Here is a 12,688-nt window from a genome sequence, read left to right on the forward strand (position 1 = left end):
GGGTGAGGATGGCAGGGAGCGTGGGCGGTGGACGTCAGACAACTCAAGGAACTCGTCACGGTCGCCGAGGTCGGCAGCGTCACCCGGGCCGCGGAGCTGCTGCATCTGGTGCAGCCCGCGGTCACCCGGCAGATCCGCGCCCTGGAGCAGGAGCTGGGCGTCGCCGCTCTTCGAGCGGACCCGGCAGGGCATGCGGCAGACCGAGTCCGGCGCCATCATGGTCGACCGTGCCCGCCGGGCCCTGAAGAAACTGGAGCGCGCCCGTGTCGAGGTCCAGCCGACCCCGGGCGTGGTGACCGGCATCGTCACCGTGGGCCTGCTGGAGAGCACCACCGAGCTGCTGGCGGAGCCACTGGTGTCCGCGCTCGCCCGCGACCATCCCGGGATCGAGCTGCGCCTGCTGACGGCGTACTCCGGACACCCGCAGCAATGGCTGGACGACGGAGACCTGGACGTGACGCTGCTCTACAACCTGGCCGGCACCCCGTCGTTGAACGTCCGCCCCCTGGTGCGCGAGCATCTGTGGGTGGTCGCGCCCCCGTCCGAGGGGCTGCGCGGCGAGCGCCCCGTCCCCCTCGCGCGGGTCGCCGAGCGTCCGCTGGTCATGCCCGCGGCCGGACACGCCCTGCGCAGCCTGATCGACGGGGCCGCCGGCCGGGCCGCGGTCGAGACGGACATCGTCGTGCAGACCAACTCCATGCGGCTGCAGAAACAGCTCGTCCGGGCCGGCCACGGCTGGACCATCCTGCCGGGGGTGGGCATCGCCGAGGACGTGGCCGATGGCACGCTCAGCGCGGCCCCGCTGCGCGACCAGGACGTATGGCGCTCGATCGTCCTGGCCACGCCACGCAACGGGCGGACACCACCCGCGGCCGAGGTCGTCGCCCGGGAGCTGGTCCGCTATATCGTCTCGGCCGTGCAGCAGGCGCGATGGCCCTCCGCCCAACTGCACGCGCAGATCGCCCGCACCGACGACATATGACGCGCGGGCCGGGGAACAGCTCGCCGGACACCCCGGTGAGAACCAGACAGCCCAACGAGGAAAGGCAAGAAACCCGCATGACACCCACCGACGGCCACCAGCCGAACGGCCACGCACGCGCACTGGACGGCACCCTCCTCGCCTATCAGCGCCAGGGCACCGGACGGCCGCTGGTGCTCCTGGCGGGCCAGGCGAACAACCACCACTGGTGGGACGGCATACGCGAGGACTTCCACGCCACGCACACCACCCTCACCATGGACTGGCGCGGCACGGGGGAGAGCGGCAAACCCGATGAGCCCTACTCGACGCGGGGCTTCGCCGACGATGTGATCGCCGTCCTCGACCACCTGGGCATCGAGCGCGCCGACCTGTACGGGACCTCCATGGGCGGGCGGGTCGCCCAATGGGCCGCCGCCCGCCATCCGGACCGGATCCGGCGGCTCGTCCTCGGCTGCACCTCACCCGGCGGGCCCCAGGCGAGGGAGCGCGATATGGCGGTGCGGCGCTCCCTGGCGCAGGCCGATGCGCGGGCGGCGAGGGAAGCGCTGACCGACCTCATGTACACCCCGGCCTGGCGGTCCGGACACCCCGGGCCCTATACGACCCTCGGCGACCCCGCCATGCCGCCGCACGCCCGGCGGCGCCACCTGGTGGCCAGCAATGAACACGACGCCTGGGACGCACTCCCGCTGATCAGCGCGCCCACGCTGATCCTGCACGGAGCGGAGGACCGGCTCACCCCCGCCGCGAACGCACCGCTGCTCGCCGCGCGCATTCCCCGGGCGCGTACCCACATATTCGAGGGCGCCCGGCATGGATATTTCGAAGAGTGCCGCCCGGCGGCCGGGGCGATCGTGGCGTCGTTCCTGGCGGAGCCGGAAACCGCGGACGACGTGTGAGTCTCATGCCACCACGGCATGTGGCCATCACTGTTTTCCATTGTCCAATTCCAGCCATCAGCGCACATGATGGGAACAGGCGACCTGAGTGCCGCCGAGCCGCACGCAAGGACAGACCATGCCAGCCACCCCGCCCCCGATCGGCTCCTACGTCACATCGTGGCGCCCCGCCCCGGCCACCGACGAGGACTCCCTGAACCCGGGTCCCGCCGGCGCCGTGTCCGCACTCCTCGATCTGTCCGACACGGTCGCCGGAACCGGAGATCCGCTGCCACCCCTGTGGCAGTGGTTCTACTTCCTGCACTGGCCCGCCCAGCACGAACTGGGCGCCGACGGCCATCTGCGCGACGCCCGCTTTCTGCCGCCCATCCCCGACCGGCAGCGCATGTTCGCCGGGGGACGCTGCGAGATCAGCGAACCGCTGCGCCTCGGTGAGCCCACCGAACGCGTCAGCAGGCTGCGCGCGGTGACACCCAAACAGGGCCGCACCGGCGAGCTGCTGTTCATCACCGAGCGCCAGGAGTTCCGGCAGTCCGGCCGCCTGTGCGTGGTCGAGGAACAGGACATCGTCTACCGCTCGGGCCGCGGCCCCGGCGGACAGCATCCGACCGCACTCGACGACCAGGCCACCGCCACGGCCGAGGGCCCGTGGCGGCTGAGCCTGCAACCGGACCCCACGCTGCTGTTCCGGTTCAGCGCCCTGACCGCCAACGCGCACCGCATCCACTACGACGCCCCGTACTGCCGTGACACGGAGGGCTATCCGGGCCTCGTCGTCCACGGCCCCCTGCTGGCCCTGCTCATGCTCGAACTGGTCCGCCGCAACGCCCCCGAGCGGCGTGTACGCGCCCTGTCCTACCGGCTGTGGCGACCGGTCTTCGCCGGCGAGCGCATCCTGGCCGACGGCACGGCCGCCGACGGGCAGGCCGGGCTCCGCATCGCCACCCACCGGGAGGCACGCCACGCCACCGCCGAGGTGACATTCGCATGAGCGCTCCGCACGGCGGCCGGGCGCGGTGCATACTGGCGCAGCGGATTACCGGAAACTTTTCGGACCCGACCACCCCAACGTCGTCATCGCTGCCGGGTGCTTCCGACCCATGCTGAGAAGACACAGTTCAGAAGGTCATCGGCGAAAGCGAGGCGGGGAGTTCCTTCCGGAATAATTCCGGAATCAAGCGTTGACGTCGCATCGGTCTCGCAGCATACTCCGACCGCGTAACACCGCCCCTCACCCGAACCCGCGCTCAAGGAGGAAGAATGCTCGGAAACGCGCGCAACCGCTTACGGATCGCGCTCAGCGCCGCGGCCACCGCCGCCGTGGCGGCGTTCTCGGTGGCGGTCTCCCCGGCGGCGGCCTCCCTGGCGGCCACGCCCGGGGAGGCACGCACCGACGCGGCCTGGGCCAACTGCCCCAACGGGTACGTGGGTCTGACGTACGACGACGGACCGAACCCCGCATCGACGCAGGCGCTGCTCAACGCTCTGCGGGCGGGCGGGGCCAAGGCCACCTTCTTCATCTGGGGGCAGCACGCCGAGCAGTACCCGGACCTGCTCAAGGCCGAGCAGGCGGCGGGCATGTGGATCGCCAACCACACCGCCACCCACGCCCACCTCACCCAGATCGGCGAACCGGCCGCGTACAACGAGATCGCCACCGCCCAGAACACCATCAAGCGCATCACCGGACAGTCCCCCACCCTCTTCCGGCCGCCTTACGGGGAGACCAATGCGCAGGTCAAGGCGGATGCGGCCCGTCTCGGGCTGACCGAGGTCCTGTGGAGCGTGGATTCCCAGGACTGGAACGGCGCCAGCACCCAGCAGATCGTCCAGGCCGCCGCCACCATGCGGGCGGGCAGCATCATCCTCATGCACGACGGTGGCTATCAGGCCACCGTCAGCGCCGTGCCGCAGATCCTCAGCGGGCTCGCCGCGCGGGGGCTGTGCCCCGGCCGGATCACCGCCGGAGCCGGCGGTGGCGCGGTCGTCACCGCTCCCTGAGCCCGTCGTCGGCCGAGCCGACACCGGGTCAGATGAACCGGTGGCCGCGGAAACCTTAACAAGCGGCCACACGTGCCGCGTTCTTGTCGTATGTTTCACAGATGAGCTCACATGATCTGGAGCCCCGAACTCCGTCCACACTGGTGGGCAAGATAGACAGCGCCCTGGCGGTGCTGATCATCATCGGGATCGCCTACGGGCTGTACTGGCTGGTTTCCGCCCTCGTCTCGTCCTACATAGGATTCTTCACCAAATAGGCGTGTCGAGACGGCTCTGGTCGCGGGGGGCGAGGGCGACCTCGTACCCCTCGCGGCCAGGGGCTCCGGGCGACGGCGGCGCCCGGGCGGGGGTCTGCACCGGAGGGGTCGAACGGCGGATGGTCGAACGGCAGCGCTCCGCGATGTAGTCTCATTGATTGATACTGCGTTTCACTCACGGAGGCTGTATGACCTCGCCCGCCACCACCTCCTCTGTTCTCGGGCCGGGCTCCGGCGCTCTGGACCGCGGTCTGGCCATCCTCGACCACATGGCTGTGGCCCGCACATGCTCCACCCAGGACCTCGCCGCGACGCTGGGGCTCAGCCGCAGCACCGCCTACCGGCTGGTCGACCGCCTTGTCGAGGGCGGCTGGCTCGCCGTGGAGCAGGGGAGCGGGCTGTTGCGGCTCGGGCCCTCGGCCACGCGACTGGCCTCCGCCGCGGTGAGCTCGACGGATCTGACCGCCACGGCGATGCCGATCATCTCCCGGCTGATGCGGGAGACCCGGGAGACGGCCAGCCTCGGGGTGCCGAACGGTGTGAACATGGTGTTCGTCCATCGCGAGCGCGGTCCGCGCCCGGTGGCGGTGACGAGCGAACTGGGGGCGGGGCGGCCACTGCACTGCACCTCGCTGGGGCGGGCCTACCTGGCGGCTCTTCCGGAGCAGGCGCTGGAAGAGAAGCTGGCGGAGCTCGTGGCGTCGAGCGAATCCCCGGTGGATGAGGACTCGGTCGGCGATCTGCGGAAGATCCTCCAGGAGACGCGGGACCGCGGCTGGTCGGAGGACCGGCGGGAGTTCGACGAGTCCAGTTGCTGCTGTGGGGCCGCTGTTTACGACCACACCGGTATGCCCGTCGCGGCGATCAGCGTCGCCGGAGTGGCGGAGCGCATGGAGCGGATCCTGAGTGAAGTCGGTCCGCTGGTGGCCGAGGCGGCCGCCGAGATCTCAGCGGGCCTCGGCCACGTACGGCGCTGAGCGTCGGCCCCGCGGCACGGGGCCATGAGGGTCAGTGCGCCCGGACCAGGACGCTGTGGTCCTCCAGCCGGTGGGCGCGTACCCATTCCTCGTGGATGGTGACCCCGATACCGGGGCCGTCGGGGATGGCCACGGTGCCGTTCTCCGGTGTGAGAGGCGTTGCGAGGACGCCCTCACGCAGCTGGTTCTCGCCCCGGTCGAATTCGAAGATCAGCGGCTCTCCGCCGGCCATGCCGAAGGGCGCCCGGGGTGTCGCCGACAGCAACTGGAGCGTCGCGGCTTGCGCGACTCCGGTGCCCCAGCAGTGCGGCGACAGCCGCAGGTTGAAGGCCGCGGCGAGTTGGCGGATGGCCTGGGCCTCGGTGAAGCCGCCGCATTTGGCCAGGTCGGGCTGGACGATGTCGAAGCGGTGCTCGGCGATGGGGTCCCGGAAGCCGTAGCGGGTGTAGAGGGCTTCGCCCCCGGAGAGCGGCAGATGTGCATCGCGCAACTCGCGCCAGCCGACGCTGTCTTCGGGCGGCAGCGGCTCCTCCACCCAGTACGGGTCGAGGTCCCGTATCCGGGCCAGGGAGCGGCGGACGGTCGCGACGGTGCAGTTGGCGTTGTAGTCGACGATCACCAGGCCGTCGTCGCCCATGGCCGCGCGGGCGGCGGCCGTACGCTGCCGGTCCTCATCCGGCGTCAGCCCGATCTTGATCTTGACGGCGGTGAAGCCCTCGGCGGCGTGGGCGGCCATCGTGTCCCGGAATTCGCCGGGGTCGCGGGTGGCCGTGACATAGCCGGAGGAGGCGTACGCGTCGACCCGTTCGTGGAGCCGGCCGCCCAGAAGGTGGGCCACCGGGACGCCGAACGCGCGGGCCTGCGCGTCCCAGAGCGCGATGTCGATGCCGCTGGCGGCCGCCACATGAGGGCCACCGGCGGTGAGGTGGTAGCCGAGGGAGAGCCGGTCCAGGATGCGGTCCTCCCGGATGTCGGAGGGCTGCCCCACCAGTGCCTGGGCCTGGTCGGCGAGGAACGGGGCGATCAGCCGCGGCGGGCCGAAGGACTCGCCCCAGCCGACGGAGCCGTCCGAGGTGGTGACCTTCACCAGGGTGGCGACGCGTACCGGCAGCCGGACCTTGGAGGCGCCGTAGCCGCCGTCCGGCAAATGCGCCTCGAGGGGAAAGGTCTCGACTTCGGTGACGACGGTTCGTGTGCTCATGCCCGCCTTTCCAGGGTGGCGTCGTAGTCGTCGATGTTCCGAGGTGTCCACACCGGGCCGTTCTCGGTCTGCGGCGGACGGGCCTGGGCCGCCATGCCGCCGTCGACGTTGAAGACCTGCCCGGTGACCCACTGCGACAGGTCGGAGGCGAGATAGACCGCGCTGGTGGCGATGTCGTCGGGGGTTCCCTCGCGGTTCAGGGGGATCTGCGCGGCCCGGAAGTGGCGGGCCTGCGGGTCGGGGTCGCTGGTGTCGACCTCAACGGAGCCGGGGCGCAGCGCGTTGACGCGGATGTTCCAGGGGGCGAGGTCGACGGCGACGGCCCGGGTGAAGGAGTCCACACCGCCCTTGACCGTGTCGTAGGGGATGTGGTTGCGGTGGGCGCGGGCGGCGGCGTGGGAGCTGATGTTGACCACGGTGCCGGGCTTTTCCGCGTCGGCGAGCGCCCTGGCCATGCGGTGGGTGGGGTGGAACAGCAGCCCCAGATTGACCCGGTGGAACTCGTCCCACACCTCCCCGGTGAGCCGCAGGAAGGGGCCGAAGGCGCGCGTGTCCACGCGTGCGTAGGCGTTGTTCACGAGGGTGTCGACGAGGCCGAAGTGGCTCTCGGCGGCGGTGAACGCCTCTTCGGCGCCGGCTGCCGTGCACAGGTCGTTGACGACGGCGAGGGCGTTTCCGCCGTTCGCGCGGATGTGTTCCACCGTGGCGTCCGCCGCGTCGGCCGCGGTGTCCGCGACCACGACCCGTGCGCCTTCGGCGGCGAAGCGCAGGGCGATACCCCGACCGATGTTGCGGGCGCCCCCGGTGACCAGCGCCGTCCGCCCGCGCAGCAGGCCGTATCCGCGGGGCGGGCCACCTCTGTGCTCGGCCTCGGGATCGAGGGGGTGGTTCATGAGGTGCTTCCGTTCTCGCTCTGAGCGCTCTTGTCCTGCTGCTTGCGGTCGTACCGCTCGCGCAAGTCTTCCTCGATCTCCTCCAGGGTGCGGCCCCGGGTCTCATGCACGAAGAACTTGCAGAAGAGGAGGCCGAGGACGTTGCCGCCGACGAAGAAGATCATGGTGTTGGTCAGGCCCCAGGCGTCACGCATGACGGGGAAGCCGAAGGTGATGCCGAGGGTGGCCAGCCAGGTGACCATGCCGGCGACACCCATCGCCGCGCCCCGGACCCGCAGCGGGAAGATCTCGCCGAGGACCACCCAGTTCACCGGCCCCCACGTCAGGGAGTAGCTGACGAACATGATGCTCATCGCGGTGAGCATGGCGCCCGGACTCATGGCGTCGCCGCGCGAGGCCTCGTACGCCATCCAGCTCATGCTCACAGCCATCGCCGCGCTTCCGGCGAGGAACAGGAACCGGCGGCCGAGCCGGTCGATCAGCTGAAGGCCGACCATGACGGAGAGGACCTTCACGGTGCCCAGGATGATCGTGAAGTAGAGGGCGTTCTCATGCGGCAGCCCAAGGCTCTCGAAGATCGTGGGAGCGTAGTAGGTGACGATGTTGAGCCCGGTGTACTGGGTCAGGATCGGAATGCCGATGCCGATGATCATCGCCGGCCGGATCCAGCCGGCCAGCAGCTCGCGGCGGTGCGGGGTGTGCGTGGTCACCTCGCGGATGGCCGCGATATCGCGGTCCGCCTCCTCGGCCGAGCGGGTGCCGGCGAGCAGCGCCCGGGCTTCTTCTTCGCGGCCGTGGAGGATCAGCCAGCGGGGGCTCTCCGGCAGCAGCTTCAGCCCCGCGATCAGGACGACGGCCGGGGCGGCTCCCGTGGCCAGCATCGTCCGCCAGTCACCGCTGCCGGACAGGGCGAGGTTGGTGAGATAGCCGAGCAGCAGCCCGGTCACGATCATCAACTGGTTCAGTCCGGCGAGCCGGCCCCGGGTGCGGGCCGGCGCCATCTCCGACAGATAGACCGGCACCAGGGAGGAAGAGCCGCCCACCGCGAGCCCCAGGAAGATCCGGGCGGCGATGAGCCAGGTGTTGTTCTGGGCCACCGCGCAGGTGAGGGAGCCGACGATGTAGATCAGGCCGATCACGAAGATCACGGGTCGGCGGCCGAAGCGGTCGGCGAGCCGCCCGGCGACAAGGGCGCCGAACACGGCGCCGCCCGCGATGCCACCGACGATCAGCCCCGTGGTGACCGCACTGGCGGGGAAGCCCGGTGTCTTCTGGATGAAGGTCAGGGCGCCCGCGATGACGCCTGTTTCGTAGCCGAACAGAATGCCGCCGAGGGCGCCGAAGAAGTAGATCACCGCCGGGCGCGGGGACCGCGGGTGCGGTGTTCTCGCTTCGTTCGTCGGCTGGTCTGCGGCTCTGGCAGCGGCGCTGACTGAGTTCGTCATGGTCGCCTCCTTGCGACGCCCACCCTATCGTCCCAGCAATTGGGAATGGGCGTCATTCAGTGGGAAGTAGTGTGTTGAAGGTAGGGCAGGACGCCCCCGGCCGCAATGGCCGGTTCATGTCGTAGGGAGCTACAGATGTCACGGATTCGCATCGGCGCCGGTCGGGCGGCAGCCGAGATCGACGAGCAGGGTGCCGAGTTGTGTTCGCTGCGATACCGCACGGAGGGGCAGCCGGGGGCAACGGAACTGCTCTGGCAGGCGGAACGGGCCTGGCCCTGGCACGCGCCGCTGCTCTTCCCCGTCATCGGCCGGATGAACGGCGACCGGCTGCGGCACGACGGCACGTACTACGCCATGCCCAAGCACGGATTCGCCCGCGACCGGCGGTTCACGGTCGAGCGCCACGACGCCACCACCGCCGTGCTCACGCTGAGGGACGACGCGGCATCTCGCCGGCTCTTCCCGTTCCCCTTCCGGCTCACGGTCGGCTACGCGGTCGAGGGCAGCCGTCTCACGGTGTCGTACGCCGTGCACAACCCGGGCCCAGGGACGCTGTCGGCGTCACTGGGCGTCCATCCGGGCTTCCGCTGGCCACTGCCCGGCGCTGCCGACAAGCGTGGCCATACGGTGCTCTTCGAACGGCCGGAACCCGCGCCCGTGCGACGGGTCGAGGACGTGCTGCTGCTCCCCGAGCGGCACCCCACACCGGTGCGCGATCGGACACTCCGCCTGGACGGGGCCCTGTTCACCGATGGCGCCGTGATCCTCGAAGCGCTCAACAGCTCGAGCCTCGCCTACAGCGCCCCCGGCTCGCCCAGGGTGACCCTGAGCTGGCACGGATTCCGGCAGCTGGCCCTGTGGTCGCCGCCCGAGGCCGATCTGCTGTGCATCGAGCCGTGGTACGGCCTGCCCTCCCCGATCGGATCCGACGGCGAGTACGCGGCAAGTCCCGGCCAGTTCCACCTCGCCGCGGGCCGGTCACGGACGTTCGGCTTCGGCGTCGAGATCAGTCCGGCACGGTGAGCCGCCCGTCGACGCGCCGGGGAATCCCGGCGTAGCCGTCCCGCAGCTCTTCGGGAAGCACCTCCTGCGGCGCGTTCTGCCAGGTGACAGGGCGCAGAAAGCGCCGCACCGCGTACGGACCCACCGAGGTGTGCAGGCTGTTCGTCGACGGCCAGGGGCCACCGTGGTGCTGCGCCCAGGAGACCAGGACGCCGGTGGGGAAGCCGTTGTAGAGCAGGCGACCGGCCAGGGGCCGCAGCACGTCGGTGAGACGGCGCACCGTCTCCGTCTCATCGGCCTCGGCGTGGATGGTCCCCGTCAGCGATGCGGGCAGCGCCCGCAGAACGGCCTCCGCGCGGCCGGGCGCGTAGCGGACCACGACGGCGGCCGGGCCGAAGCACTCTCCGACGGGCTCGTCCCCGAGCGTTTCGGAGTCGATCTCGAACAGCCGCGGCGTCACCGAGAACCCGGACCCGGACGGGGCCCCGCCCTCGGCGGCCGCCATCCCGCCGGCACGGTGGCGCAGCTCCTCGGTGCCGGCCTCGTACGCGGCGGCGATACGGGAGTTGAGCAACGTGGCGGCCGACGCCTGGTCGATGAGCCGGGCGGCCTCGGCGACCAACGCGTTGCCCGCTTCCCCGGCGGGGACGAGGACAAGGCCGGGCTTGGTGCACAGTTGCCCGGCCGAGCCCGTCACCGAGGCGACGAGTCCCGCCGCGATCTCGGCCGGCCGGGCCCGCGCCGCGCCCTCGGTGACGACCACCGGGTTCAGACCGGCCAGCTCACCGTAGAACGGGATCGGATCCGGACGCGCGCCCGCGATGTCGAGCAGCGCCCGGCCGCCCGTGAGGGAGCCGGTGAACCCCACGGCCTTGATGTCCGGATGGGCGACCAGGGCGGTGCCCGCCTCCCGGCCGAACACCAGCCCCAGCAGCCCGTCCGGACCGCCGGCCGCCGCGACGGCCGAGACCATCGTCTCGAAGACCAGCCGCGACAGGGCCGGGTGGGAGTCGTGGGCCTTGACCACGACGGGACACCCGGCGGCCAGTGCCGACACCGTGTCCCCGCCCGGTACGGAGAACGCCAGGGGGAAGTTGCTCGCCCCGAAGACCGCGACCGGCCCGAGCGGGACCAGCATGCGGCGTAGATCGGGCCCGGCGCCCATCGGTGTCTCGTCCGCGTGGTCGATCGTCGCCTCCAGGAAGCCGCCGTCCTCGACGACCTCGGCGAACAGACGGGCCTGGTAGACGGTGCGGGTCAGCTCGCCGCCAAGACGCGCCTCGGGCAGCGCGGTCTCCCGCATCCCGAGGGCGACGATCTCCGGCCGCCGGGCCTCCAGCCCGTCGGCGACGGCCCGCAGGACCGCGGCGCGCAGCGGACGGCCACCGGCCTCGTACGGAACGGATGCGGCGGTGGCACGTTCGACGACGGCGTCGAGCTCCTTGGGGGTGGTCGCGGTCGCGACGTCGTCGACGGCGCGGCCGGTGCTCGGGTCGATGCTCTGTATGACGTTCACAGGATGTCCCTGGCCAGGTGTGGTGCGGTCAGTGTTCGGTGGCGGCGTATTCGGCATCGGGATGGGGGCGCTTCACGGGCGGCTCCATCTGATGGCCGCCCGCGGCGTAGTCGTAGCCCTGCAGCGTCACCTCGGAACGCCCGTCGGACGCCGAGGCGTAGAAGGCGCGGATCTCGGTGATCAAGCCCGTGTCGGGGTCGAAGCGGTACCACTCGTCGCCCCGGAGGTAACCGCCGGGCCTGGTCTTCCAGTGCGTCCACTCGATGACGGCCTGGAAGGTCTCCGGCTCGATGACGAGGCGTTCGATGGACCAGGCGGAGCCGATGGTGAGGACGAGCCGGCGCCAGTTCTCGGCGATCGTCGTACTGCCGACCCACGGCCCTTCCAGGCCGGGCGGGAAGTAGTGGACCGCGTCGGGGGTGAACTGGGCGGCCATCTTGGCCACATCGGCCTCGTTGCAGCCGTCGAAGTACGTACGGATCGTGGACTCCATCCGGGCGCGTTGCGCGGCTGGGGGAAGATCGGCGAACCGGCTCATGCGCGGGCCTCCTGGGTCTGGTGTTCCGGGCGTTCCGGGTGCTCTTGGTGCTCTTGGTGTTCTTGGTGGGCGGACTTCCACTCCTCGTATTCCTTCAAGGTCTCGGGGCTGGGCGGGTAGGTGCCCCACAGCGGTTGCCCGTCCCGCACCCGCTGCTGGAGCCACCCCTCCAGCCGCTCCTGCTCGACGGAGGGCTCGGCGATCTCCGCGGCGAGGGACCGTGGCACGACGATGACCCCGTCGCGGTCGCCCACGAGGACGTCTCCCGGGTAGACCGCGACCCCCGCGCAGGCGATGGGCACGTTGAGGTCGGCGACGTGGAACGCCGCGGGCCGGGTGGTGGCTGTGGTGGCACGCGCATAGGCTGGGAAGCCGAGTTCGGCGATCGCGGCGCCGTCACGGAAGGCGCCGTCGGTGACGAAGCCGGCGGCGCCGCGCTTCATGGCCCGCGTCACGAGCATGTCGCCGGCCGACGCCGCCGATGTGTCGTTCCGGCTGTCGACGACCATCACCTGGCGAGGGCCCAGGCTCTCCACCGCCTCCCACTGAAGGACGTTTCCGGTCCGGTAGGGGTCACCCACCGGATCGGTGTCCTCGCGGGACGGGATGAAGCGCATGGTGAACGCCTCGCCCACGAAGCCGTCGAAACCCCCGCCGACGGGGGACAGGCCCACAAGGAACGGCTGCCGTATCCCGCGCTTGTACAGCTGGGTGGCGAGGGTCGCGGTGCTCACCTGGCCGAGTTGGTCGAAGACGGCGCCGTCCAAGGGCGCCGATGCGTCTGGGGACACCTGATCGTCCTTTCTGACCGCTGTGGCGCGTACGTCCGTCGGATGGGAGCGGCCACGCGATCGCGACTGGTGTGTCGGAACGCTAACACCACAACACCCGAGATTCCCAGTAGAAGAAACTAGTTCCCACTCAGTGGGAATCTGATGTCATTCTTGACGTCACCCTGGGGCGAATCTACGGTG

The 12,688-nt window shown here is 70.8% G+C and carries 13 protein-coding genes and 1 pseudogene; 8 read left to right on the forward strand and 6 right to left on the reverse strand.

The annotated features are described in order from the left end of the window. Positions 1-27: 27 nt before the first annotated feature. The 7 genes and pseudogenes from ACH4U7_RS48225 to ACH4U7_RS48255 all read left to right on the forward strand — a co-directional run. Positions 28-105, forward strand: a pseudogene (locus ACH4U7_RS48225) (hypothetical protein); the annotation flags it as partial. Positions 106-190: 85 nt separating this feature from the next. Then, positions 191-982, forward strand: coding sequence for a LysR substrate-binding domain-containing protein (locus ACH4U7_RS48230; protein ID WP_398534098.1), 792 nt, complete (start codon positions 191-193; stop codon positions 980-982). A gap of 77 nt (positions 983-1,059) precedes the next feature. Next, entirely contained in the window at positions 1,060-1,884 is an 825-nt protein-coding gene (locus tag ACH4U7_RS48235; RefSeq protein ID WP_398534124.1) for an alpha/beta fold hydrolase, read from the forward strand. 118 nt (positions 1,885-2,002) lie between these two features. After that, positions 2,003-2,875, forward strand: coding sequence for a hypothetical protein (locus tag ACH4U7_RS48240; RefSeq protein ID WP_398534099.1), 873 nt, complete (start codon positions 2,003-2,005; stop codon positions 2,873-2,875). Positions 2,876-3,144: 269 nt separating this feature from the next. Then, positions 3,145-3,885: a polysaccharide deacetylase family protein gene (locus ACH4U7_RS48245; protein WP_398534100.1), complete on the forward strand. Its 741-nt coding sequence runs from the start codon at positions 3,145-3,147 to the stop codon at positions 3,883-3,885. A 101-nt stretch (positions 3,886-3,986) separates the two neighbouring features. Continuing rightward, positions 3,987-4,142 (forward strand): hypothetical protein, encoded by a 156-nt coding sequence (locus ACH4U7_RS48250; protein ID WP_179285522.1) that lies wholly within the window; start codon positions 3,987-3,989, stop codon positions 4,140-4,142. Positions 4,143-4,330: 188 nt separating this feature from the next. Next, positions 4,331-5,119: an IclR family transcriptional regulator gene (locus tag ACH4U7_RS48255; protein ID WP_398534101.1), complete on the forward strand. Its 789-nt coding sequence runs from the start codon at positions 4,331-4,333 to the stop codon at positions 5,117-5,119. Between the two features lie 31 nt (positions 5,120-5,150). On the opposite strand, the gene ACH4U7_RS48260 is transcribed toward ACH4U7_RS48255, so the two are convergent. Genes ACH4U7_RS48260 through ACH4U7_RS48270 form a run of 3 tightly spaced genes read right to left on the reverse strand, consistent with a single transcriptional unit; the run spans position 5,151 to position 8,658 of the window. Next, positions 5,151-6,320 (reverse strand): mandelate racemase/muconate lactonizing enzyme family protein, encoded by a 1,170-nt coding sequence (locus ACH4U7_RS48260; protein ID WP_398534102.1) that lies wholly within the window; start codon positions 6,318-6,320, stop codon positions 5,151-5,153. Further along, complete coding sequence (locus ACH4U7_RS48265) at positions 6,317-7,213, reverse strand: SDR family NAD(P)-dependent oxidoreductase (RefSeq protein WP_398534103.1); 897 nt, start codon at positions 7,211-7,213, stop codon at positions 6,317-6,319. The genes ACH4U7_RS48260 and ACH4U7_RS48265 overlap by 4 nt, the downstream gene beginning before the upstream one ends. Beyond that, complete coding sequence (locus tag ACH4U7_RS48270) at positions 7,210-8,658, reverse strand: sugar porter family MFS transporter (RefSeq protein WP_398534104.1); 1,449 nt, start codon at positions 8,656-8,658, stop codon at positions 7,210-7,212. The genes ACH4U7_RS48265 and ACH4U7_RS48270 overlap by 4 nt, the downstream gene beginning before the upstream one ends. Before the next feature lie 135 nt (positions 8,659-8,793). Here ACH4U7_RS48270 and ACH4U7_RS48275 point away from each other — a divergent pair, with 135 nt between their 5' ends. After that, complete coding sequence (locus ACH4U7_RS48275) at positions 8,794-9,681, forward strand: aldose 1-epimerase family protein (RefSeq protein WP_398534105.1); 888 nt, start codon at positions 8,794-8,796, stop codon at positions 9,679-9,681. On the opposite strand, the gene ACH4U7_RS48280 is transcribed toward ACH4U7_RS48275, so the two are convergent. From ACH4U7_RS48280 to ACH4U7_RS48290, 3 genes are read right to left on the reverse strand one after another with little or no spacing between them, the layout of a single operon-like run. Continuing rightward, positions 9,665-11,176: an aldehyde dehydrogenase (NADP(+)) gene (locus tag ACH4U7_RS48280; RefSeq protein WP_398534106.1), complete on the reverse strand. Its 1,512-nt coding sequence runs from the start codon at positions 11,174-11,176 to the stop codon at positions 9,665-9,667. The genes ACH4U7_RS48275 and ACH4U7_RS48280 overlap by 17 nt on opposite strands. Positions 11,177-11,204: 28 nt before the next feature. Then, a complete protein-coding gene (locus ACH4U7_RS48285) occupies positions 11,205-11,714 on the reverse strand; it encodes a nuclear transport factor 2 family protein (RefSeq protein WP_398534107.1) in 510 nt (169 codons plus the stop codon). Continuing rightward, positions 11,711-12,505, reverse strand: a complete 795-nt coding sequence (locus tag ACH4U7_RS48290) for a ribonuclease activity regulator RraA (RefSeq protein WP_398534108.1) — start codon at positions 12,503-12,505, stop codon at positions 11,711-11,713. The genes ACH4U7_RS48285 and ACH4U7_RS48290 overlap by 4 nt, the downstream gene beginning before the upstream one ends. Positions 12,506-12,688 lie beyond the last annotated feature (183 nt).

Source organism: Streptomyces sp. NPDC020845, from assembly GCF_044334165.1.
In the GTDB taxonomy this organism is placed as follows: domain Bacteria; phylum Actinomycetota; class Actinomycetes; order Streptomycetales; family Streptomycetaceae; genus Streptomyces.

Excerpts from the sequence above, each read along its gene's own strand:
- ACH4U7_RS48230 (WP_398534098.1), top strand. The coding sequence starts at position 191 with ATGCGGCAGACCGAGTCCGGCGCCATCATGGTCGACCGTGCCCGCCGG.
- ACH4U7_RS48235 (WP_398534124.1), top strand. The coding sequence starts at position 1,060 with ATGACACCCACCGACGGCCACCAGCCGAACGGCCACGCACGCGCACTG.
- ACH4U7_RS48240 (WP_398534099.1), top strand. The coding sequence starts at position 2,003 with ATGCCAGCCACCCCGCCCCCGATCGGCTCCTACGTCACATCGTGGCGC.
- ACH4U7_RS48245 (WP_398534100.1), top strand. The coding sequence starts at position 3,145 with ATGCTCGGAAACGCGCGCAACCGCTTACGGATCGCGCTCAGCGCCGCG.
- ACH4U7_RS48250 (WP_179285522.1), top strand. The coding sequence starts at position 3,987 with ATGAGCTCACATGATCTGGAGCCCCGAACTCCGTCCACACTGGTGGGC.
- ACH4U7_RS48255 (WP_398534101.1), top strand. The coding sequence starts at position 4,331 with ATGACCTCGCCCGCCACCACCTCCTCTGTTCTCGGGCCGGGCTCCGGC.
- ACH4U7_RS48260 (WP_398534102.1), bottom strand. The coding sequence starts at position 6,320 with ATGAGCACACGAACCGTCGTCACCGAAGTCGAGACCTTTCCCCTCGAG.
- ACH4U7_RS48265 (WP_398534103.1), bottom strand. The coding sequence starts at position 7,213 with ATGAACCACCCCCTCGATCCCGAGGCCGAGCACAGAGGTGGCCCGCCC.
- ACH4U7_RS48270 (WP_398534104.1), bottom strand. The coding sequence starts at position 8,658 with ATGACGAACTCAGTCAGCGCCGCTGCCAGAGCCGCAGACCAGCCGACG.
- ACH4U7_RS48275 (WP_398534105.1), top strand. The coding sequence starts at position 8,794 with ATGTCACGGATTCGCATCGGCGCCGGTCGGGCGGCAGCCGAGATCGAC.
- ACH4U7_RS48285 (WP_398534107.1), bottom strand. The coding sequence starts at position 11,714 with ATGAGCCGGTTCGCCGATCTTCCCCCAGCCGCGCAACGCGCCCGGATG.